Below are 21,668 nucleotides of genomic sequence, written 5' to 3' on the forward strand. Positions count from 1 at the left end.
TGTACATCTCACTGCAACCTTGAGTTCCCTGAAGGGCCGTCGAAGACTACGACGTTGATAGGTTGGGTGTGTAAGCGCTGTGAGGCGTTGAGCTAACCAATACTAATTGCCCGTGAGGCTTGACCATATAACACCCAAGCAATTTGAGTCGAAAGGCCAGATTGCGGTGTGTGAAGACGCAATGAACCGAAAGTTCGACGCTCACAAAACACCACGATCTATCACATACCCAATTTGCTGAAGCGAGGCCAACTGGCCACGACTCAGTACCCGAATTTCTTGACGACCATAGAGCATTGGAACCACCTGATCCCATCCCGAACTCAGCAGTGAAACGATGCATCGCCGATGGTAGTGTGGGGTTTCCCCATGTGAGAGTAGGTCATCGTCAAGATTAAATTCCGAAACCCCTGTTTGCTAACGCAAACAGGGGTTTTGTTTATGTAGAAGCTCATGAATTTCACCGGCACGTTGCCAACACAACGGTCTGGTACACAGAATTTCTTGACGACCATAGAGCATTGGAACCACCTGATCCCATCCCGAACTCAGCAGTGAAACGATGCATCGCCGATGGTAGTGTGGGGTTTCCCCATGTGAGAGTAGGTCATCGTCAAGATTGAATTCCAAAACCCCTGTCTGCTAACGCAGACAGGGGTTTTGTCGTTTAGGGCAGCCATCACAGCGAATCTGCCTTATCCCTACCGCCTGTCGGTTTCCTACGCTAAAAGAAGATGCTTCTCACAAATTTCTAAGATTTGTCGAAGTTTGGCCGAAAGCCTGACGAGCCATGCGTGCACCGAAATAGAGCGACCGCAGAGTCCGCCTATCCCGTTACATGGAATGTTCCACTCGGCACGCTCACCCCCCTTTGGCAAAAGAAGTCGATGAAATGAATCTCAAGTTCAGTCATAAAATTCTGTTGGCCGCGTCAGGCGTCGTGGTTTTAGCCTTCGCGCTATTTACGCTCTACAACGACTACCTGCAGCGCAGTACCATCAGGCAAAACCTGACATCGTCCATCCAGCAATCCGGCGAGCTGACCGCCAGCAGTGTGCAGAACTGGCTCAGTGGTCGCATCCTGGTCCTCGAGAATCTGGCGCAGAACGTTGCCCACCAAGGCAGTGCGGCCGACCTTCCTGGTTTGGTCGATCAGCCAGCATTCACCACCAATTTCCAGTTCACCTATGTAGGTCAAACCAACGGGGTATTCACCCAGCGCCCTGACGCGAAGATGCCTGACGACTATGACCCTCGTCAGCGCCCTTGGTACAAGCAAGCAGTAGTGGCGGACAAAACCATGCTTACTCCGCCTTATATGGCGGCTGTGGGCGGTCAGATCGTGACAATTGCCATGCCGGTGAAAAAGAACGGCGAGTTATTGGGTGTTGTCGGTGGTGACCTGAGCCTGCAGACACTGGTGAAGATCATCAACTCGGTAGACTTCGGTGGTATCGGCCATGCGTTCCTGGTCAGCGGTGATGGCCAGGTCATCGTCAGTCCAGACCAGGACCAGGTGATGAAGAACCTCAAGGACATCTACCCTGGCACCCATGTGCGCATTGAGAAGCTCAATCAGGACGTTGTCCTCAACGGTCAGGATCGCATCCTTTCCTTCACGCCTATCAGCGGCTTGCCTGGCGCTGACTGGTACATCGGCCTTTCGATCGACAAAGAAAAAGCCTATGCCCCGCTGGGCAAGTTCCGTACTTCGGCCTTGATTGCGATGTTGATTGCCGTTGTCGCCATTGCGGTACTCCTGAGCCTGTTGATTCAAGTCCTGTTGCGCCCGCTGACCACCATGGGCGTGGCCATGCAGGACATTGCCCAAGGCGAAGGTGATTTGACCCGACGTCTGGACGTGACCAGCAAAGACGAGTTCGGCGAGGTCGGCAGCGCATTCAATCAGTTCGTCGAGCGAATCCACGCGTCGATTTCCGAAGTGTCTTCGGCAACGCGCCAGGTGCACGATTTGTCCCAGCGTGTGATGGCTTCATCTAATGCGTCGATCATCGGTTCTGACGAACAGAGCGCGCGTACCAACAGCGTGGCCGCAGCCATCAACGAACTAGGGGCTGCCACCCAGGAAATCGCGCGCAACGCCGCGGATGCGTCCCAGCACGCCAGTGGTGCCAGCGAACAAGCTGACGATGGTCGTAAAGTGGTGGAGCAAACCATCCAGGCGATGTCTGAGTTGTCGCAGAAGATCAGCCTGTCCTGCACTCAGATCGAGACCCTTAATGCCAGTACCGACAACATCGGGCACATCCTGGATGTGATCAAAGGTATTTCCCAACAAACCAACTTGCTCGCCCTCAACGCGGCGATCGAAGCGGCCCGTGCTGGTGAAGCCGGGCGTGGTTTTGCCGTGGTGGCGGATGAAGTGCGTAATTTGGCGCACCGTACCCAGGAGTCGGCAGAAGAAATCCACAAGATGATCACTTCGCTGCAAGTGGGCTCGCGTGAAGCTGTGACCACCATGAACGCCAGCCAGGCTTCCAGCGAAGAAAGCGTCGAAGTCGCCAACCAGGCAGGTGAGCGTCTGGTCAGCGTGACGCAACGTATCGTTGAGATCGACGGCATGAACCAATCCGTCGCGGCCGCCACCGAAGAGCAGACCGCAGTGGTTGAAACCCTCAACGTCGATATCAACCAGATCAACTTGCTGAACCAGCAGGGTGTGGCCAACCTCAACGAGACGCTCAAGGACTGCGATGCGCTGTCCCAGCAGGCCAGCCGACTGAAGCAATTGGTCGATAGCTTCAAGATCTGATCCTGACCGCATCGGAGCGAGGCCTCTCGCTCCGATCGCTTGGCCTCACGTCCAGGGTGCTATTCAGAGGAAGTTGATAGCGCTCAGGTAGTCGCAGCCTTTGCGTAACAGCGCCTGGCTCTTGGGTGGATAGCACATCCCCATTTTTTCCAAGCCCCACCGGGCATTGTCGTAACGGATCATCGATGTATCACCGATGTCTTCGCCCAGTCCGTCCAGGTAAAAGCCCAGCACCCCGAACAGTGCGTTATCGCGACTTACGTTGCGCAACGCCCGTTGCCAGTGTTCAACGCTGACTCGGTCAAAAACGTGCCCAGCCTCGCTGAAGGCGTCGAGGTACTGGTCCCAACTCAAGGGCAGCGGGTTGTGCAGGTTGAACACATGTCGCCCAGGGTCAAAGTGAGCGCTGTGGAAGGCGATGAAACGCGCCAGGAAGTCCACCGGCATCAGGTCGAAATTGGCGTCCAGTCGCGGGACCATCCCTAATTGCAGAGACCCCTTGAGCATCAACATCAAGCGGTTTTTCTGTGGCTGGCAAACGCCGTTCTGGCTGTTGAAGCTGATATTTCCCGGCCGATGAATATTGACCCAGGCCCCTTGCTCAACTGCCCGTCCTAATAGCCGCTCGGCTACCCACTTGGAGAGGTTGTAGCCATTTTTCACATAGAGCGGCAGTGCGCGTCGGGCAGGCGCTTCAAGCACGTACCCGTCGACGTCTACGCTGCTGCAGGCTGAGAGCGTCGAGATGAAATTGAGGACCTTCTTGCAATGGGTCTCGCAAAGACGCAGGCATTCCAGCACCGGCTCGACGTTGTCCTTTGCGAGTGAGGCGTAATCCATCACATGATTGACCTGCGCGGCGTTATGCACCAACACGCCGTAATGACGGGCGAGGTGCTCGTACACGTCGTCGGCCAAGCCCAGGCGAGGTTTACGAATATCGGCGGCGTATACCTGTACTCGGCTCAGGTCCAGATGTTCCAAGCGGTATTCACGTAATGCCTGGGCGAACCTTGCCGCCGCCGAATGGTCGGGCAACTCACGCACCAGGCACGCCACGTCCTGCGCCCCGCCAGCCAGCAGTGCCTGGACGATATGCACCCCGACAAAGCTGTTTGCGCCAGTAACGATGGCTTTGCGCGAATCTCCCGCAAGGGTGTCGGGCAGAACCTCGACCTTCAGTGCGCGCGTCGTATCTTGCTCCATCTGGTTGGACGGTTTATCCGGCAGCGTGCCGCCATCCATGAGTGCGGCCAATGTGCGAATGGTCGGCGTCTCAAAAAAGGGGCTCAGGCAGAAGCTGCGGCCAAACTGCTCGCGCAGGCGTAGCAACAGAGTCGACAACAGGATGGAGTGGCCACCGAGGTTGAAAAAACTCTCATCAATCGAGAGTTCGCCTGCGGGTAATCCCAGCAGCTCACCCCACACGTCAGCCAGTTGTGCCTGCAAAGGGTCTTGTATGCGACAGCGATCCCTCCCGATGGGTATGGGTATAGGCATGGCCAACAAGGCCTTGCGATCGATCTTGCCGTTATTCGAACGGGGCATGCATGCCAGTTCGCTCCAAGCGCTGGGCTGCATATGCACGGGCAACCACTGCCGAGCATGTTCCTTCAGGCTTGCCAGCGTGGCGCCAGATTCCGGCTGGGCGGCAAATCCGATGACTCTGTGTGCCGTATCGATCACCACTGCCACTTGGCGAAACAAGCGACTATCGCGCAAGCACTGTTCAATATCCTGAGGCTGAACTCGAAACCCGCGGATCTTGACTTGCTCATCCCTGCGGCCGCCCAGCTCGATGCCCTCTTGCGTCCATTTTGCCAAGTCGCCGCTGCGATAAGCCTGTAGCACTTGGGCATTTGGCAGTGTCAGCGCCACGAACGGATTGTCGGGCCGCGATGGTGTATTTGAATAACCCAGGCTTACTCCGGGACCGACAATGTACAAGTCGCCCATTACCTGTTCATCCACGGGCTGCAGGTTCTCGTCGAGAATCAGCACCTGGCTGTTAGCGATGGGGAGGCCGATATTGCGATGGCTGTCACCTCGTTGGAATACCCGATGGGTCGCCAACACAGTGGCCTCGGTCGGCCCATAGAGGTTATGCAGCTGGCATTGACCGGCCAGTTGTTCGATCACGCAGGGCTCGCAGAAATCACCTCCGGTCAGTAAATGAGTCATGCCCAATGGCTGATCCAGCGGCAGGATGCTGAGCAGTGCCGGTGGCACAAACCCATGAGTGACGCGTTGCTTGCGAATCAGCTCTACCAGTTGCTGAGGGTCGTGACGTTGGTCTGGGCTGGGGACAATCAACGCGGCGCCAACGATCAATGCAGGGAAAATATCGATCAGTGAAGAATCGAAGCCCAGTGGCGAAAACTGCAGGACGCGACTGTGTTGATCCAACGCCACGCAACTGACGAGCCAGGCCGTGAAATGCGCCAGGTTGCATTGGCTCAGCAGTACCCCCTTGGGCTGGCCCGTCGTACCCGAGGTGAACAGTGCCACGCACGGCTCGTCGGCACGGGGATGACGGTGCATCAGCGGTTGCGTCATGTCGGCGCTGTGCGCGGCAACCTGGCTCACATCAAGTGAAACGAAACGCTCTCGCAATGGGTGCTGGCCATTCTCCAGCAGCACACAGGCCTTGAGGCTGGTCAGCATGCAGTGCTGGCGTTGCTCCGGGTGGTCAGGCACCAGCGGCAAATACACGGCGCCACAGCCAAGCACCGCGAGAATGCTGGCGTACAACTCGGCGGATTTCTCCAGGCATACGCCGACCACTTGTGGAGCCTCGGCATCCTCCAGCAAGGGAAGCAGGCGTTGTTGAATAGCCATGGCTTGTTGCTGGAGCTGCCGATAAGTCAGCGCATGACCGGCGATGTTCAGCACTGTTCGATGTGCGAAGGTATTGAGGCTGGCCTGCAGCCGTTCGATCATGGGCGTTCGGGCCGCTTGCAACAAGGCAGGGTCCGCCGTGTGGTTGAACCGGTGCATGAAAGCCAAGGCATCCAACTCCTGCAGGCCCTGTTCAGGCCAGGCGTTAGCAGCGGCCGTTGCCGAGAAGTAGGCGGGGTCTCTTGAAAAACCGCAGACCAACAAAGCAGCCCACTCCACCACTGCATTCGTTGCCTGCTGACGCAACCGCTGCCCATTGCCGCTGGGTTCCTGGGCAACGTCGTGCACCGTCAGCAGGCGCCGCTCCCGGTCATAGCAGCGCAACTGCAATGAGGGCAGCCCGTGTTCGCAGAGCGGGCCGATACCCACGCGCAAGCTTAACCATGGCGCACTGGCGGGCGAGGGCGGCAGCGGCTGACTCCCGTCTTCAATAACCAGATCCACAGACCCCGCTCCTGCCACATGCCCATACTGCTCCAGCTCCTGCTTGAGCGCCGCCAGAGCGTTAGTGGTACCACGCCACTCGATCTGCAAGCGCCTCATGCCAACCTCATCGATACGGGCAGATAGTCGTGCAGGGCTCGTGCCACGCTGGGGGTTTGCAGTACGCCGCTGTGGTGCAGAAAGCCCATGATATTGGCCACCAGCGGATGTTGGTGGGTGATGGGAAAATCCAGCGCCCGGATTTCGTCGCGCAGTACCACGCGAGTGTGGGCACTGATCGTCAAGTGTTCGATCAGTTGCAGATCGAAGTCTTTTTGTAGCTCGTTGGTCAGGTAGTGCGTCAGGAATACGGGCAGGGCTTGAGCAATGTGGTCGCGATCTTGCGAGCTTGCCGACTGCCAGTAGAGGCGCACCAACTGTGTCCAGAACCGCGCATGCCGCCCTTCATCAAACAGATGATCGGCCATCAGGCCGCGGACAGAGGATTTGACGCTGGCGTCTTTGGAAAACGCTGCGACGTCATGGGTGACGGTGTTCTCGGCGATGGCGACGCCGATCAGCTCAACGGCATCGTGCAAATATGTCGGTACCTGCGCCTGGGCTGCCGGAAGCGCGCGGCTCAGTTCAATTTGCCCGGGTAGATCGAGCGGTTGAATCCCGGTCATTGCCACGGCTTGCTGAAGGAAATCCAGGGCTACCAGCGCGTGGTAATCCTCGTCGACAACGACCGTCATCGCGTCGTAACGGCAGGCGAGCGGGAAGGGCAGGGAGAAGCGATTTTTAGCAATGCTGCGCGCGGTTTTGTCGACGATCTCGGTTTCGAAAATCACCACGTCATTGATGAATTTGTAGAAGCTTTGCACCAGCACGAAGTTGCGCCATTGCGGGCAGTGCTTGAGAAAGGTTGCACTCAGCACCAGAGGCTGGCGGCACAGGGGGAAGATGAGTTTGTCGTCGTCTTCCAACATCCGCCGGGGGCGTGTGCGGATGGTTGCGCGACGTTCCCAGTCATCGGCAAAGGATTGGTAGCTGACGGCGTTCACGGACGTACCTCTTGCATCGAGGCCAGCACGTCGTCCCAGAGGGTAATACGACTTTCCACGGCGCCCAGGGCGGCGCTATCGGCTTGTTGCTGACGACTGGGGTCGGCGTCGATCAGGTGCGTTAGCAACTGTTGCGCCGCAGGGCCGTGGTCATCGCCGTCCAATTCGATATGGCGGTTGAGGTAGTAACATAACGTAGGGGCCTGCCGACCTATGAACGCATGGCTATGCAAAAGCCCCTTGAACATTGACGGAATCACACTCTCGCGGCCATGCAGGAACGCCGCCGCCACACAGTGGGTCGGGGCGCTCAAGGCGATTTGTAAGGTGCTGTCGACGAAGCGGGCCACGCCCAGGGGAGCATCGCTCATTTGCAAGGCTGCGCTTACCTCCACTCCCTGGCTTTGCAGGTCGATGAAGCGAGTGATTGCGACGGTGCTGGCGCCCACTTCCGTCATCGCGTCAAGGTACAGCTCGAAGTGGCTGCAATAGCCCCGTGTCGGGTGTTCGTCAGACTCTTCAGCCAGCACGATTTCATTGATCAGGCGGGCAGCGCGGGGGGCAGCGCAGGGGAGCCAGGGTAACTGCGTGCACGTGAGGTCCTGTTGCAGGCGTTTGGTCAGGCTCATGAAGTCCCAGACAGCAAATACATGGTGTTCCATAAAGTGTTGTAACTTGCCAACGGTGGTTATTTCTATAAATAACGGGTGGTCGAACAGTTTTTGTTTTTTTTGCTCAAGTAAATAGTGATGCATGGTTGACGCCTATAGTTGTTGCGAGTGCTTTAAAAGCAGTGTTGGACTGTTATAGTTGTGGGTGCAAGAGTAACTTGATCGCGTTCACGCGCACGGCGCTACCATTTAAATAGGCGGCCGCAGCGGTATGGGAAGGCGTGGCTTGCTGAGCGAAGATAATAAGCTGATTGAATGTTTGAACCGGTATGCAAATGTATTAAAGGACTTTGCCGATGTTTATATGTGCGGTAAATTGCCCGGCTATAGGTGGGATTTTTCCGTACACTAAGTCGGCGTTAATTGTTCTATAGTTATTTTTTTAAATATTTCTGATGGAGCAACAACCCTGATAGGGAAGCTGCTCCATCACCTGAGGATTAAGGGCAAAAGCAAAAAAACTTACTGCACGGCTTTTTTGTCGGCGCTCTCAAGGCTGCTGAGGTAGGTGGCGATCACCTCCATGCCTCGCATCAAGTGGTTACGCAACGTCAGGATGCTCTCCTCGACCTTCTTCTGCGCCACCAGGCTCAGCAGTTCGCGGTGATCTTCCTGGGAGGTCTCGCCCAGCCCCATCGCCTCAAGGTTGAAGCGCAGGAAGCGTTCCTCCTCATTCAACCCGTGCTCGACCAGGGTGAGCAGTCGCTGGTTGGGCGCCTTGCCATATAGCACCATGTGAAACAGGCGATTGAGGCGACCAATCTCGGTGTAGTCTTTTTCGCTTTCCAGCGAATTGATACAAGCCTCGGCTTGAGCAAGGTCCGCGTCGGTGAGCAGCGGAATCGACAGGCGCAAGGCTTCGGACTCCAGCAACATGCGCAAGGCATAGGTCTCTGCCGAATTGTCCTCGATCAAGGGGGCAACGACGGCACCCTTGTGAGTCACCACATGCAGCAAGGATTGCGCCTCCAGCTGGCGCAAAGCTTCGCGCACGGGCATGCGGCTGACGCCGAACAGGCTGGCCAGTTCTTGCTGGCGCATGGCGGTGCCACAGGGCAATCGCCCATCGAGGATGGCATTACGCAAGGTTTCTTCAATAACGGAGCGCGCAAGATGGGCGGGAATAGGCCCGCTGATTTTGATGCTGCTTAATGGGTTCGGCTTCTGCGTCACGGTTGCGCTATCCTCCTTTCTTGAATAATAGGTTGGCTAATTGGATCCAAAGAACACTAAAGATGGGCCAGGCGCTTGTCAAACAGCCAGAGTTTCCGTTTGTAAGGGCTTACACAGCATACTTTGTGTCTCTCACAGTAGGCGGTTATAAAATCACCGCCTACTATGATGATTGCACTGTGCCATTGTTTTTTGTAGGGCCAGGCTTCACCATTCCTTGAAATTCCGTCTCTTTCATGGACTGAACACTTTGGCGGTAAGTTTTATTCCCTATCGACTGCTGTGCTGGCTTTTATCAGCAATTTTACTGGCTGGCCTGATGCTCGGCGGGCTGCGTGCCGATTGGGATTTCTCGCAGATCAGCCGCAAGGCCACCGCCGTCTACGGCCCGTTGGGGCAAGGCCAGCAACGTATCGACGCCTGGCAGCGGCTATTGGCGAGCGAAAAACAGGTCAGCGAGCAGGACCAGCTCAAGGTCGTCAATTTGTTCTTCAACAAGCAAATGACCTACGTGGAAGACATCGATCTCTGGCACGTTGTCGATTATTGGGAGACACCCGTCGAAGCACTCTGGAAAGGCGCCGGTGACTGCGAAGACTACGCCATCGCAAAGTATTTCAGTTTGCGTCACCTGGGGGTGTCCAGCGACAAATTGCGCATTACCTACGTCAAGGCCTTGCGGCAGAATCGGGCGCACATGGTCCTGACCTATTATTCGACCCCAGACGCTGTCCCACTGGTGCTCGACAGCCTGATGGATGAGATCCTGCCGGCCACCCGTCGCACCGATCTGGTCCCGGTGTACTCATTCAACGCCGAGGGGCTGTACTTGCCCGGTGCCAAGGGCAACAAGAAAGTCGGTGATACCAAACGCTTGTCGCGCTGGCAGGATGTGTTGAGAAAAATGCGTGCGGAAGGCTTCCCAGCCGAGCCTGCCAACTAGGAGTAACTGATCGGATGTCTCTGTTCAAACAGCTATTGATCGCAATCTGTCTGTTCCTGGTGGTCGCCTTCAGCGGCAGCTTCATGGTCAGCCTGGAAAGCTCGCGCACCCAATACGTCAACCAATTGCGCTCCCACGCCCAGGATGCGGCGACGGCATTGGCGCTGTCGCTGACCCCGAATATCGATGACCCAGCCATGGTGGAGCTGTTGGTCAGCTCGATCTTCGACAGCGGTTACTACGCCAGCATCCGCGTCGTGGACCTGGCCACCGACAAAACCATCGTCGAGCGCAGCGGTATTCCTGACAACAACGGCGTGCCCAACTGGTTCGTCAAGCTGATCGGCCTGGAGCCGGCCGGTGGTGATGCGCTGGTCAGCCGTGGCTGGGAACAGGCCGCACGGGTAGAAGTGGTCAGCCATCCGATGTTCGCCCTGGCCAAGCTCTGGCAAAGCGCCCTGGGTAGCCTGGGCTGGTTGCTCTTGTGCGGCGCGGTCAGCGTGGTGCTCGGTGGGCTGTTGCTGCGCCGGCAATTGAAGCCGTTGGACTATATGGTCAAACAGTCCCACGCCATTGCCCGCCGCGAGTTCCTCAGCCTGCCTGACTTGCCCCGCACGCCAGAGCTGCGGCGCGTGGTACAGGCCATGAACCAGATGGTGGAAAAGCTCAAGGCGCTGTTCCAGGAACAGGCCGAGCGTAGCGAAAAACTGCGCACCGAATCCTATCAGGACAACCTCACCGGCCTCGCCAACCGCCGTTATTTCGAGATGCAGCTCAACGCCCGCGTCAGTAACCCGGAAGAGACCAACTCCGGCTACCTGCTGTTGCTGCGGGTCAAGGACCTGGCCGGCCTCAACCAGCGCCTGGGTGGCCAGCGCACCGACCAGTTGCTGCAAGCGGTTGGCCAACAACTGCTGCGCCAGTGCGCGCCGTATCCGGAAACCCATAACCTCGTCACCCGTATTCGTGGCGGTGAGTTCGCCGTGCTGGCACCGGGGTTGATGCGTGAAGAAGCGGTGCAACTGGCGCAAAACCTCGAGAGCACCTTGCTCAGCCTGCAAGCGACCGGCGCCAGCGACGTTACACCGGTTGCCTATATCGGCCTGGCGCCGTTCAGCCATGGCGACGCACCCCAAGCCCTGCTGACCCTGGCCGACCAGGCCCTGGCCCAGGCCCAAGCGCAGGGCGACACCAGTTGGGTATGCCTGGACCGCAGCGCCGCCGCCAGCGTCGGTGACGATCACCATGCCTGGCACACCTTGTTGGACCAGGCCCTGACCCAGCAGCGCTTCCAGTTGTACTTCCAGCCGGTGGTGGCCAGCCAGGACCCACAGTTGGTCCTGCATTACAAAGTGCTGTCGCGCTTGCAGGACGAGGGCGGCCACACCATACCGGCCGGACGCTTCCTGCCGTGGCTTGAGCGCTTCGGTTGGTCGGCCCGCCTGGACCGCCTGATGCTGGAGCAGGTGCTCAAGCAGATGAGCAGCCACACCGAGAACCTGGCGCTGAACCTCTCAGCCGCGACCTTGCAGGACACCCAGGCTCTGAACCGTATTTATGACCTGCTACGTCAGCACAGCAACCTGGGCCCGCGCCTTACCCTGGAGATCGGTGAAGAGCAACTGCCTGAGCAGCCCGTGCTGGAACAGATGACCCAGCGCCTGCGCGAGCTGGGTTTCTCCCTCAGCCTGCAACGTTTCGGTGGGCGGTTCAGCATGATCGGGAACCTGGCGCGCCTGGGCCTGGCGTACCTGAAGATCGACGGCAGCTACATTCGCGCCATCGACCAGGAAAGTGACAAGCGCCTGTTTATCGAAGCTATTCAGCGAGCGGCCCATAGCATTGACCTGCCGCTGATTGCCGAGCGTGTAGAGACCGAGGGCGAACTGAAGGTGATTCGTGAGATGGGGATTTTCGGAGTGCAGGGCCAACTGTTTGGCGAGCCCGCGCCCTGGAAATAATTTACCTGTAGGAGCGAGCTTGCTCGCGAAGATCTCCAACCATAACGCGCGAAGCCTGACACCCCGTGGCGATTTCAGTTTTTTCGCGAGCAAGCTCGCTCCTACAGGGGTAGGAGCGGCTGGATTAAATCAATCCTTTCTCGTCATCATCGATCAACTGGCTCAACCCACCCAACGCTTCCCGCGCCTGGTTACGGTCCATCAACTTGGCCTGGGCTGCCGGCGGCAGGTCGGTCACGCTGATCACCCCTTTGCGGGTCAGCACCTGGATCAAGTCATCCAGCACCCGGATCATCTCCAAGTCGCTCTGCTTGAGCTGGGCCAGGCTGGTTTCCACCACTTCGTTGGCGTACCAGGCCTGTATCTCATGGTGATCGGCCGGCAGGGTTTCAGTGGATTCGGTAAAGGCAGCAGCCTCTACGCGAACCAGCGCGCCCTGTGCATCACGTTGCACGTAAAACATAACAACCCCTCGAAAATGCGCCACAGGCGTTCAACAGCATAGGTCAACGCTGCGTGTATGGGCGTGAGTATGCGATGCACCGTCCGCCAGGGCCAGCGACTCGCAGGCCAAAAAAACGGCCGCCTGCAAGGGCGGCCGATTAATCGTGTCTTAAGTGTGGTCGATCTTGATGGTCGGGTCGGCACCACTGATCAGCGAGTTGATGCTGGTGTGGGACCAGTCGTTGCCTTCCAGCTTGATCGTCACATCGGCATTGGCCAGGCCACCGGCGGCGTTGAGCTTGCCTTCACTGCTCACTTGCAGGGTCGACACGCCGTCTACCGTGGTGATCTTGAGGTAGTTGTCGATGGTACTGTCGGTTTCACCTTTCAACAAATCACGCAGATCAATGCGGTCGCCTTCCGAGGCCTTGAAGTCCTTGATCACATCGTTGCCGATGTCGCCAGACTTCCACACAAAGGTGTCGGCACCCGAGCCACCGATCAGGATGTCGTTGCCCTGGCCGCCGATCAGCGTGTCGTTGCCGGTGCCACCCAGCAGGATGTCATTGCCTTTGCCGCCATCGAGTGTGTCGTTGCCGCCTTGGCCGAACAAGATGTCGTCGCCAGCGCCGCCCAACAGCGTGTCGTTGGCATCCTTGGCGCCGGAGACGTCGAAGTCCACATAGTGTTCGGTGACGTACTGGTGAACGTTAGAGGCGGTCACCGCAGAGACAGCCACGCCGGTTTTCTGCGCGACAAAGGCCTGCAGTGCGTTGTAACCCTCGCCATTGATCCCGCTGAAACTCACCAGGTCGCCGAACAGGATGTCGTTGCCGTCGCCACCGCTGACGGTGTCCGCGCCCGGCAACGTCGCCTCGGTGTGGCCGAGGATAGCGTTGGCGAGGTCCTTCGGATCGATGTTGGCCTGTGGCTTGCCATCGCTGTCGTACGGTGCCAGCTGATTCAAGCTGACCCCACTATTGAGGCCGATGGCTTCTACGCCACCTGTGGACAGACCTTTAAGCAGTGCGAACGCGCTGTTGGAGTTGAGGGTGGTGGAGTAGTCGGTATCGTATCCGAGGCCGCCTTGCACCGATATTTCATAGGTGCCATCCCCTTGGGCGTGGATGATTCCCTTGTTGTATCCCCAGCCGTAAGACCAGAGGGTCACCTTGCCGGCAGAGTTGATATCAAGGTAGTTATTCGAATCGATGTTGATCCGGGTGGCGGTACCTATGGTGTAGTTGTTCATGGTGACGACATCATCGAGCCTGACGTTGCCGTACAAGTACGGGTTGGTCTGCTCGGACGCTTGGTAAAACGTCGGCTGACCATCGGTGATGAAGTACGTTGTATTAATAGCGCCAGTGTTGCCAGTCGCCTGGGCACTTTTGAAGAAGTTGGACGCGGCCTTGAACACGTCTTCGTAGTTGGTCCCGCCGGTAGACACCATGGAGTCCAGGACTTTCTGCAGCGAGTCCAATGCACCTGGGTCTTTCAGGTTGACTGTCACCGTGCGATTGACCTGGTCGCTGAAATCCGCCAGGAAGATATTCACAGTGCCGGAGGTGCTGGCGCCGATACTGTTTTTCAGCGAGTTGAACGTGGTAGTCAGCGAGGTTTTTGCCGCTGCTATCGAGTCCGCACCCATACTGCCCGATGTATCGATCATGAACGCGATGTTGTAGTTCTTGCCCTGCACCACGTTCAGGCCGGCGATGTCGGCCACGACGATGTCGTTGCCATCGCTGCCATTGATGGTGTCGCTGCCCGAGGTGCCGGTGACCGAATTGTAGGTCGCCGGATGCACCGTGACGGGCAATTGCGCGGTGGTGGTCGCTGAACCGCCGATGCTCTCGGTGGAAGTCGAGGTGACTGTCAGGTTGAACTGGCCGCTGTAGTAGGTCGGCGGCTTGATGCTCAGCGTGTTCAGGTCCCAGCCGGTGACATTCACTTCGCCCACGGTTTTACCCGCAGTAAAGGTGTGCCCCGATGCGTCGGTAAGCACCGAGCCTGCCGGAATGCCGCTGATCTTCACGCTCAGGGTTTCGGAGCCGTCGGTGTCGGTCAGCGCGGTGGTGACCTTGGACAGTTTGACCGTCCCGTTCTCCTGGCCTTCGTTGAGCTTGTAGCCCACGTAGTAACCGTCACCGTTGCTGCCATGCAGGTCGGATACGGTGACGCCGGCGTTGGTCAGGTCGGTAAGGCCGGTGTACAACGGCACGGTGCTGGTGCTCAGGTTCTGCACCGCCCCGCCGTTGATCGACAGGTTAACGTCGAAGCTGCCTGGGCCCGCCTGGTTGGCCTGGTAGATCTCAAGGCTGTAGTAACCGGTGGTGGTTGGCGTGAACGAGCCGCTGAACTTGCCGCTGTTGGTGCCCCACAAACCGCTGGCAACATCTTTACCGCCAACGTTGACCACCACGCTGTCATCGGCGATACCGCTGAAGGTGTAGCTCTTGCCCGCTTCCATGTAGATCAGGCCGGAGATCTTGGAACCAGAACCGGCGGTGACGTTGTCGACGGACTCGACGTTGGTCACCACGGAGGTGTTGTTGGGGGTGCCCGCGTTGTCGATGGCTTTTTTCAGTACGTCTGGCGCAGCGCCATTGCCGTTGTTTCCAAGGCCGGCGATGTTGTTCCAGCCCTGTTTGACCAGCCCGGTCGAGGCAACGTTGTTGTCCGCCACGCTGAGGGTCGGTGCGTCGGCCACTGGGGTGATATCCACTTTCACCGTGGCGCTGGTGCCCAGGTCCTTGCCATCGGTTGGCTGGAACTTGAACTGCGCGTAATCCGCTTGCTTGTTGCCTACACCGGTGCCGCCGTAACCATCGGCGCCGGATTCGTTGGCGTTAGGCATGAAGCGCAACTGGCCGCCGTCGATCTGGGCCTTGGTGAAGGTCTGGCCGCTGCTCACGTTGGTCCAGGTGGTGCCGTCCGCCGCCAGGTATTGCAGCTTGCCGGCTACCGGCAGCTCGGTGATTTTCACCCCGAGGCTGGCTTGTGGCGAGTCCACATCGCTCACGCCGAAGTTGGCCCAGGTCAGGGCCAGCGCGGTGTCTTCCGTACCGGTCACGGTACCGCCAGTGGCCACTGGTGCATCGTTGACCGCTACCACGTTGACGGTGGTGGTGGCCACGTTGGAGTAGTTGCCGCCATCGGTCACCGTCACGGTGATGGTGCGGGGCGTGGTGCTCGGGTCGTGGCTGTTGTTGGTGAACGTGATGTTCTGGATACGCTGCATGTAGTCAGCCAGCGTCGCACTGCCGGACAACGTCAGGGTAATAGTGCCCGTCTGGTTGTTGGTGCTGACGCTGATGCCATTCACGCTATTGCCCAGATTGAGGGCATCACCGGCCTGTGCGTTGGTCAGCGTGACCGTCGCGCCCGTCAGCAGTGTGCTGTCTGGGTCAGTGATCTTGATGTCCGTGTCGGCGATCGACACGCCCGGCCCGGCGGTACCCTCGGTAAACGTCGTCTTGTAATCAGCACCCGTGGCGCCGCTGGAGTTGTTGGCATCCAGGTCGAGCACCGGCGGCGCATCGTTGTCGAGGATATTGGTGGTGACGGTGCCTTTGTCGATCACCAGGTTCTCGAAGTTGCCCCCGGTGACCTTGTCGATGGTGATAACGATCTGTTCCGTAGGCTCGGTGATCTTGTCGTCGAGCGTGCGGATATCAAACGGCACGCTGCTGGAGCCTGCCGGGATCTTCACGGTATACACGCCAGTGAAGTCCGAACCGTCAGTGGCGGTGCCGCTGTATTTGAGCGTCACGGTTACGTCGGTTTGCGGCGGGTTGGTCAAGGTCAGGGTGTAGTGGGCGGTGCCACCTTCAGTGACCGAACCGTCGCCCGTAATGCTGATTTTGGTATCAGTCACTACATCCGTGACCTTGGTGACTGCGGGGCTGCCATCAACAATCAGATGCTCGTACTTGTCGCCACCGCTGACCACGCCGGTGATCTTGGCGCTGACATCATTGGCGCCGACATAGGCATCGTTCGGTGCGGTAGCCGTCGTGAAGCTGGTGGACTTGCCGCTGCCAATGGTGATGGTCGAGCCGTTATCCAGCCTTACCACCAGGTCGGAGCCCACGTTGTTCACGGCCGCGCCGTTTTTGTCGACCAGGGACGCGGTGTAGACGATCTGCCCGCCCTCGCTGACCGAGCCAGTGGCCTTGAGTACCACGGTCACGTCATCGATGGTGTCGTTGATGGTGGTGGTGGCGCCCGCAGGTGTGATGGTCACACCCTCGAAATTGCCGCCGGTGGTGCCGGTGATCTTGACGGTCTGGGTGCTCTTGTCGATGAACACGTCATCGGTAGGCGCCGGGACGGTCACTGTGCCCACGGTCTCACCTTGCTTGATGGTGATGCTCGAACCGTTGTCGAGCTGCACCACCATGTCACTGCCGGCCTTGTTGCTCAAGGTGGCGGTGTAGGTGATCTGGCCGCCTTCGTTGACCGCGGTTGGGGCGGTCAGGGTGACGGTGGTCAGGTCGGTGGTGCCCGGTGTGTCGGTGACGGTGGTGTTCACCGCCGTCGTGCCCGGCACCAGGTTCTCGAAGTGCTCGCCGCCAGTCACGCCTTTGATGGCGGTGGTGACGGTTTGGTCGCCTTTGTAGACGTCGTTTGGCGCAAGGGTGGTGATGGAGCCGCTCGACTGATTCACGCCGATGGTGATGGTCTTGCCATTGTCCAAGGTGACGGTCAGCGGATTGGTGATGTTAGTCACCGGTGCGCCGTTTTTATCCACAAGGCTGGCGGTGTAAACGATGTTGCCGCCTTCGCCGACGGTGGTGGTGGCGGTCAGAACCACATCGACTTTATCGATGGTGTCGTTGATCGTGGTGGTGGCGCCATTGCCTGCAACTTCGAGTTTTTCGAAATTGCCGCCAGTGGTTTCGGTGATCTTGACGGTCTGGGTGCTCTTATCGATAAACACGTCATCGGTAGGCGCAGGCACGGTCACGGTGCCGACGGTTTCACCGGCCTTGATGGTGATGCTTGAACCGTTGTCGAGTTTCAGCGTGACGTCGGTGCCGGCCTTATTACTCAAGGTCGCGGTGTAGGTGATCTGGCCACCTTCGTTAACGGCACTTGGCGCTGTCAGCGTCACGGTGGTGGTGTTATCGGTACCCGGTGTGTCCGTAACGGTGGTGTTCACCGCGGTAGTGCCAGGGACCAGATTCTCGAAATGCTCGCCGCCGGTCACGCCTTTGATGGCGGTGGTGACGGTTTGGTCGCCTTTGTAGACGTCGTTTGGCGCTACGGTGGTGATGGAACCGCTCGACTGATTCACTCCGATGGTGATGGTTTTGCCATTGTCCAAGGTGACGGTTAGCGGATTGGTGATGTTGGTCACCGCTGCGCCGTTTTTATCCACAAGGCTGGCGGTGTAGACGATGTTGCCGCCTTCGCCGACGGTGGTGGTGGCGGTCAGGACAACATCAACTTTGTCGATGGTGTCGTTGATCGTAGTGGTCGCGCCGCTGCCTGCGACTTCCAGTTTTTCGAAGTTGCCGCCAGTGGTTTCGGTGATCTTGACGGTCTGAGTGCTCTTATCGATAAACACATCATCGGTAGGGGCGGGCACGGTCACAGTACCGACGGTCTCGCCAGCTTTGATGGTGATCGACGAGCCGTTATCCAACTTCAAGGTGACGTCGGTGCCGGCCTTGTTGCTCAAAGTTGCGGTGTAGGTGATCTGACCACCTTCGTTAACGGCACTTGGCGCAGTCAGCGTCACGGTGGTGGTGTTATCGGTGCCCGGTGTGTCCGTAACGGTGGTGTTCACCGCGGTAGTGCCAGGGACCAGATTCTCGAAATGCTCGCCGCCGGTCACGCCTTTGATGGCGGTGGTGACGGTTTGGTCGCCTTTGTAGACGTCGTTTGGCGCTACGGCGGTGATGGAACCGCTCGACTGATTCACACCGATGGTGATGGTTTTGCCATTGTCCAAGGTGACGGTTAGCGGATTGGTGATGTTGGTCACCGCTGCGCCGTTTTTATCCACAAGGCTGGCGGTGTAGACGATGTTGCCGCCTTCGCCGACGGTGTTGGTGGCGGTCAGAACCACATCAACCTTGTCGATGGTGTCGTTGATCGTGGTGGTTGCGCCGTTGCCTGCAACTTCTAATTTTTCGAAGTTGCCGCCGGAAGCGTCAGTGATCTTGACGGTCTGAGTGCTCTTATCGATGAACACGTCATCGGTAGGCGCAGGCACGGTCACAGTGCCAACAGTGTCGCCAGCCTTGATGGTGATCGACGAACCGTTATCCAACTTCAGCGTTACATCAGTGCCAGCTTTGTTGGAGAGCGTGGCGGTGTACGTAATCTGTCCACCTTCGTTAACAGCGTTAGGCGCTGTCAGCGTCACAGTGGTGGTGTTGTCGGTACCTGGTGTGTCCGTGACGGTGGTATTCACCGCCGTAGTACCCGGCACTAGATTTTCAAAGTGCTCGCCGCCGGTTACGCCTTTGATAGCAGTAGTGACGGTCTGATCGCCCTTGTAAACATCATCAGGAGCAAGAACCGAAACGCTACCGCTCGATTGGTTTACGCCAATGGTGATGGTCTGGCCGTTATCCAAAGTCACGGTCAACGGGTTGGTGATGTTGGTCACCGGTGCGCCGTTCTTATCCACAAGGCTGGCGGTGTAAACGATGTTGCCGCCTTCGCCGACGGTGGTAGTGGCGGTCAGGACCACATCAACTTTGTCGATAGTGTCGTTGATCGTGGTCGTTGCGCCATTGCCTGCAACTTCGAGTTTTTCGAAGTTGCCGCCGGAAGCGTCGGTGATCTTGACGGTCTGAGTGCTCTTGTCGATGAACACGTCATCAGTAGGGGCGGGCACGGTCACAGTACCGACGGTCTCGCCAGCTTTGATAGTGATCGAAGAACCGTTGTCCAACTTCAACGTAACGTCAGTGCCCGCTTTGTTGGAAAGTGTGGCGGTGTACGTAATTTGACCACCTTCGTTCACTGCGCTAGGCGCGGTTAGCGTGACCGTCGTGGTGTTATCAGTGCCGGGGGTATCTGTGACGGTGGTGTTTACCGCCGCAGTGCCCGGTACCAGGTTTTCAAAATGCTCGCCGCCCGTCACACCCTTGATCGCGGTGGTGACAGTCTGATCGCCTTTGTACACATCATCAGGAGCAATAACCGAAACGCTACCGCTCGACTGATTCACACCAATGGTAATGGTTTTGCCGTTATCCAAGGTTACGGTCAGCGGGTTGGTGATGTTAGTCACCGGCGAACCGTTTTTATCCACAAGGCTAGCGGTGTAGACGATGTTGCCGCCTTCACCAACGGTGGTGGTGGCGGTCAGAACCACATCGACCTTGTCGATGGTGTCGTTGATCGTGGTGGTCGCACCGTTGCCCGCAACTTCGAGTTTTTCGAAATTGCCGCCAGTGGTTTCGGTGATCTTGACGGTCTGAGTGCTCTTATCGATAAACACGTCATCGGTAGGGGCAGGCACGGTTACGGTGCCAACCGTGTCGCCAGCCTTGATGGTGATGCTTGAACCGTTGTCGAGTTTCAGCGTTACGTCGGTACCGGCTTTGTTGCTCAAGGTCGCGGTGTAGGTGATCTGGCCGCCTTCGTTAACGGCACTTGGCGCAGTCAGCGTAACCGTGGTTGTGTTATCGGTGCCTGGGGTATCCGTAACGGTGGTGTTCACCGCCGTAGTACCCGGCACCAGATTTTCAAAGTGCTCGCCGCCGGTTACGCCTTTGATAGCAGTAGTGACGGTCTGATCGCCCTTGTAAACATCATCAGGAGCAAGAACCGAAACGCTACCGCTCGATTGGTTTACGCCAATGGTGATGGTCTGGCCGTTATCCAAAGTCACGGTCAACGGGTTGGTGATGTTGGTCACCGGTGCGCCGTTCTTATCCACAAGGCTGGCGGTGTAAACGATGTTGCCGCCTTCGCCAACGGTGGTGGTCGCGGTCAGGACTACATCGACCTTGTCGATGGTGTCGTTGATCGTGGTCGTTGCGCCGCTGCCTGCAACTTCCAGTTTTTCGAAGTTGCCGCCGGAAGCGTCGGTGATCTTGACGGTCTGCGTGCTCTTATCGATAAACACGTCATCGGTAGGCGCAGGCACGGTTACGGTGCCAACGGTGTCGCCAGCCTTGATGGTGATGCTTGAACCGTTGTCGAGTTTCAGTGTTACGTCAGTGCCCGCTTTGTTGGAAAGCGTGGCGGTGTACGTGATCTGCCCACCTTCGTTTGCCTCGGCCGGAGCGGTCAGCGTCACCGTAGTGGTGTTGTCAGTGCCTGGTGTATCCGTAACGGTGGTATTAACCGGGGTAGTACCTGGAACCAGATTCTCAAAGTGCTCGCCGCCGGTCACGCCTTTGATGGCGGTAGTGACGGTCTGGTCGCCTTTGTAGACATCGTCTGGCGCGATGGTGGTGATAGAACTGCTCGACTGGTTTACGCCAATAGTGATGGTCTGGCCGTTATCCAAAGTCACGGTCAACGGGTTGGTGATGTTGGTCACCGGTGCGCCGTTCTTATCCACAAGGCTGGCGGTGTAGACGATGTTGCCGCCTTCGCCAACGGTGGTGGTCGCGGTCAGGACTACATCGACCTTGTCGATGGTGTCGTTGATCGTGGTGGTCGCGCCATTACCTGCGACTTCCAGTTTTTCGAAGTTGCCACCAGTGGTCTCGGTGATCTGAACGGTCTGCGTGCTCTTATCGATAAACACGTCATCAGTAGGGGCGGGCACGGTCACAGTACCGACGGTCTCGCCAGCTTTGATGGTGATCGACGAGCCGTTATCCAACTTCAAGGTGACGTCGGTGCCGGCCTTGTTGCTCAAAGTTGCGGTGTAGGTGATCTGACCACCTTCGTTAACGGCACTTGGCGCAGTCAGCGTAACCGTGGTGGTGTTATCGGTGCCCGGTGTGTCCGTAACGGTGGTGTTCACCGCGGTAGTACCCGGCACCAGATTTTCAAAGTGGTCGCCGCCGGTCACACCCTTGATGGCGGTGGTGACGGTCTGGTCGCCTTTGTACACATCATCCGGCGCGATGGTAGTGATGGTGCCGCTCGACTGATTCACGCCAATGGTGATGGTTTTGCCGTTGTCCAAGGTGACGGTCAACGGATTGGTGATGTTGGTCACCGGCGCGCCGTTCTTATCCACAAGGCTGGCGGTGTAAACGATGTTGCCGCCTTCGCCAACGGTGTTGGTGGCGGTCAGAACCACATCAACCTTGTCGATGGTGTCGTTGATCGTGGTGGTTGCGCCGTTGCCTGCAACTTCTAATTTTTCGAAGTTGCCGCCGGAAGACACGG

General features: G+C 57.9%; 9 protein-coding genes and 3 rRNA genes. 6 read left to right on the forward strand and 6 right to left on the reverse strand.

Annotated elements, in window-relative coordinates; genetic code table 11:
* The 4 genes from BMH52_RS29425 to BMH52_RS22830 form a co-directional block, all read left to right on the forward strand.
* Positions 1–127: ribosomal RNA gene (locus BMH52_RS29425) — 23S ribosomal RNA — on the forward strand; the annotation flags it as partial.
* A 151-nt stretch (positions 128–278) separates the two neighbouring features.
* A 5S ribosomal RNA gene (gene rrf / locus BMH52_RS22820) occupies positions 279–394 on the forward strand.
* Positions 395–503: 109 nt separating this feature from the next.
* Positions 504–619: ribosomal RNA gene (rrf, locus tag BMH52_RS22825) — 5S ribosomal RNA — on the forward strand.
* 273 nt (positions 620–892) lie between these two features.
* Positions 893–2,773, forward strand: coding sequence for a methyl-accepting chemotaxis protein (locus BMH52_RS22830; protein ID WP_014716359.1), 1,881 nt, complete (start codon positions 893–895; stop codon positions 2,771–2,773).
* Between the two features lie 63 nt (positions 2,774–2,836).
* On the opposite strand, the gene BMH52_RS22835 is transcribed toward BMH52_RS22830, so the two are convergent.
* The 4 genes from BMH52_RS22835 to BMH52_RS22850 all read right to left on the reverse strand — a co-directional run bounded on the left by BMH52_RS22835 (position 2,837) and on the right by BMH52_RS22850 (position 9,002).
* A complete protein-coding gene (locus tag BMH52_RS22835; protein WP_073845142.1) occupies positions 2,837–6,214 on the reverse strand; it encodes an amino acid adenylation domain-containing protein in 3,378 nt (1,125 codons plus the stop codon).
* Positions 6,211–7,158: a diiron oxygenase gene (locus tag BMH52_RS22840; RefSeq protein ID WP_072435771.1), complete on the reverse strand. Its 948-nt coding sequence runs from the start codon at positions 7,156–7,158 to the stop codon at positions 6,211–6,213. Before BMH52_RS22840 ends, BMH52_RS22835 begins: the two co-directional genes overlap by 4 nt.
* The gene (locus BMH52_RS22845; protein ID WP_060766969.1) at positions 7,155–7,913 is read right to left on the reverse strand and encodes a DUF3050 domain-containing protein; all 759 of its coding nucleotides are present in this window, start codon (positions 7,911–7,913) and stop codon (positions 7,155–7,157) included. The genes BMH52_RS22840 and BMH52_RS22845 overlap by 4 nt, the downstream gene beginning before the upstream one ends.
* A gap of 378 nt (positions 7,914–8,291) precedes the next feature.
* Complete coding sequence (locus BMH52_RS22850) at positions 8,292–9,002, reverse strand: GntR family transcriptional regulator (protein ID WP_014716363.1); 711 nt, start codon at positions 9,000–9,002, stop codon at positions 8,292–8,294.
* A gap of 319 nt (positions 9,003–9,321) precedes the next feature.
* On the opposite strand from BMH52_RS22850, the gene lapG reads away from it, so the two are divergent.
* Together lapG and lapD are read left to right on the forward strand one after the other, a co-directional pair.
* On the forward strand, positions 9,322–9,945 hold the full coding sequence (gene lapG, locus BMH52_RS22855; protein WP_019819857.1) for a cysteine protease LapG: 624 nt from the start codon (positions 9,322–9,324) through the stop codon (positions 9,943–9,945).
* Between the two features lie 14 nt (positions 9,946–9,959).
* Complete coding sequence (gene lapD, locus BMH52_RS22860) at positions 9,960–11,906, forward strand: cyclic di-GMP receptor LapD (RefSeq protein WP_072435770.1); 1,947 nt, start codon at positions 9,960–9,962, stop codon at positions 11,904–11,906.
* 124 nt (positions 11,907–12,030) lie between these two features.
* Here the strand turns inward: lapD and BMH52_RS22865 are convergent, their stop codons facing one another.
* Together BMH52_RS22865 and BMH52_RS29720 are read right to left on the reverse strand one after the other, a co-directional pair.
* Positions 12,031–12,369, reverse strand: a complete 339-nt coding sequence (locus BMH52_RS22865) for a hypothetical protein (protein ID WP_003187438.1) — start codon at positions 12,367–12,369, stop codon at positions 12,031–12,033.
* A 150-nt stretch (positions 12,370–12,519) separates the two neighbouring features.
* A partial coding sequence (locus BMH52_RS29720) for an immunoglobulin-like domain-containing protein (protein ID WP_371915699.1) occupies positions 12,520–21,668 on the reverse strand: 9,149 nt, incomplete at its 5' end.

Source organism: Pseudomonas sp. BTN1 (assembly GCF_001907715.1).
In the GTDB taxonomy this organism is placed as follows: Bacteria; Pseudomonadota; Gammaproteobacteria; order Pseudomonadales; family Pseudomonadaceae; genus Aquipseudomonas; species Aquipseudomonas paracarnis.

Bases quoted from the DNA above. Each gene is read 5' to 3' on its own strand.
- BMH52_RS22830 (WP_014716359.1), top strand. From the start codon at position 893: ATGAATCTCAAGTTCAGTCATAAAATTCTGTTGGCCGCGTCAGGCGTC.
- BMH52_RS22835 (WP_073845142.1), bottom strand. From the start codon at position 6,214: ATGAGGCGCTTGCAGATCGAGTGGCGTGGTACCACTAACGCTCTGGCG.
- BMH52_RS22845 (WP_060766969.1), bottom strand. From the start codon at position 7,913: ATGCATCACTATTTACTTGAGCAAAAAAAACAAAAACTGTTCGACCAC.
- lapG (WP_019819857.1), top strand. From the start codon at position 9,322: ATGCTCGGCGGGCTGCGTGCCGATTGGGATTTCTCGCAGATCAGCCGC.
- lapD (WP_072435770.1), top strand. From the start codon at position 9,960: ATGTCTCTGTTCAAACAGCTATTGATCGCAATCTGTCTGTTCCTGGTG.
- BMH52_RS22865 (WP_003187438.1), bottom strand. From the start codon at position 12,369: ATGTTTTACGTGCAACGTGATGCACAGGGCGCGCTGGTTCGCGTAGAG.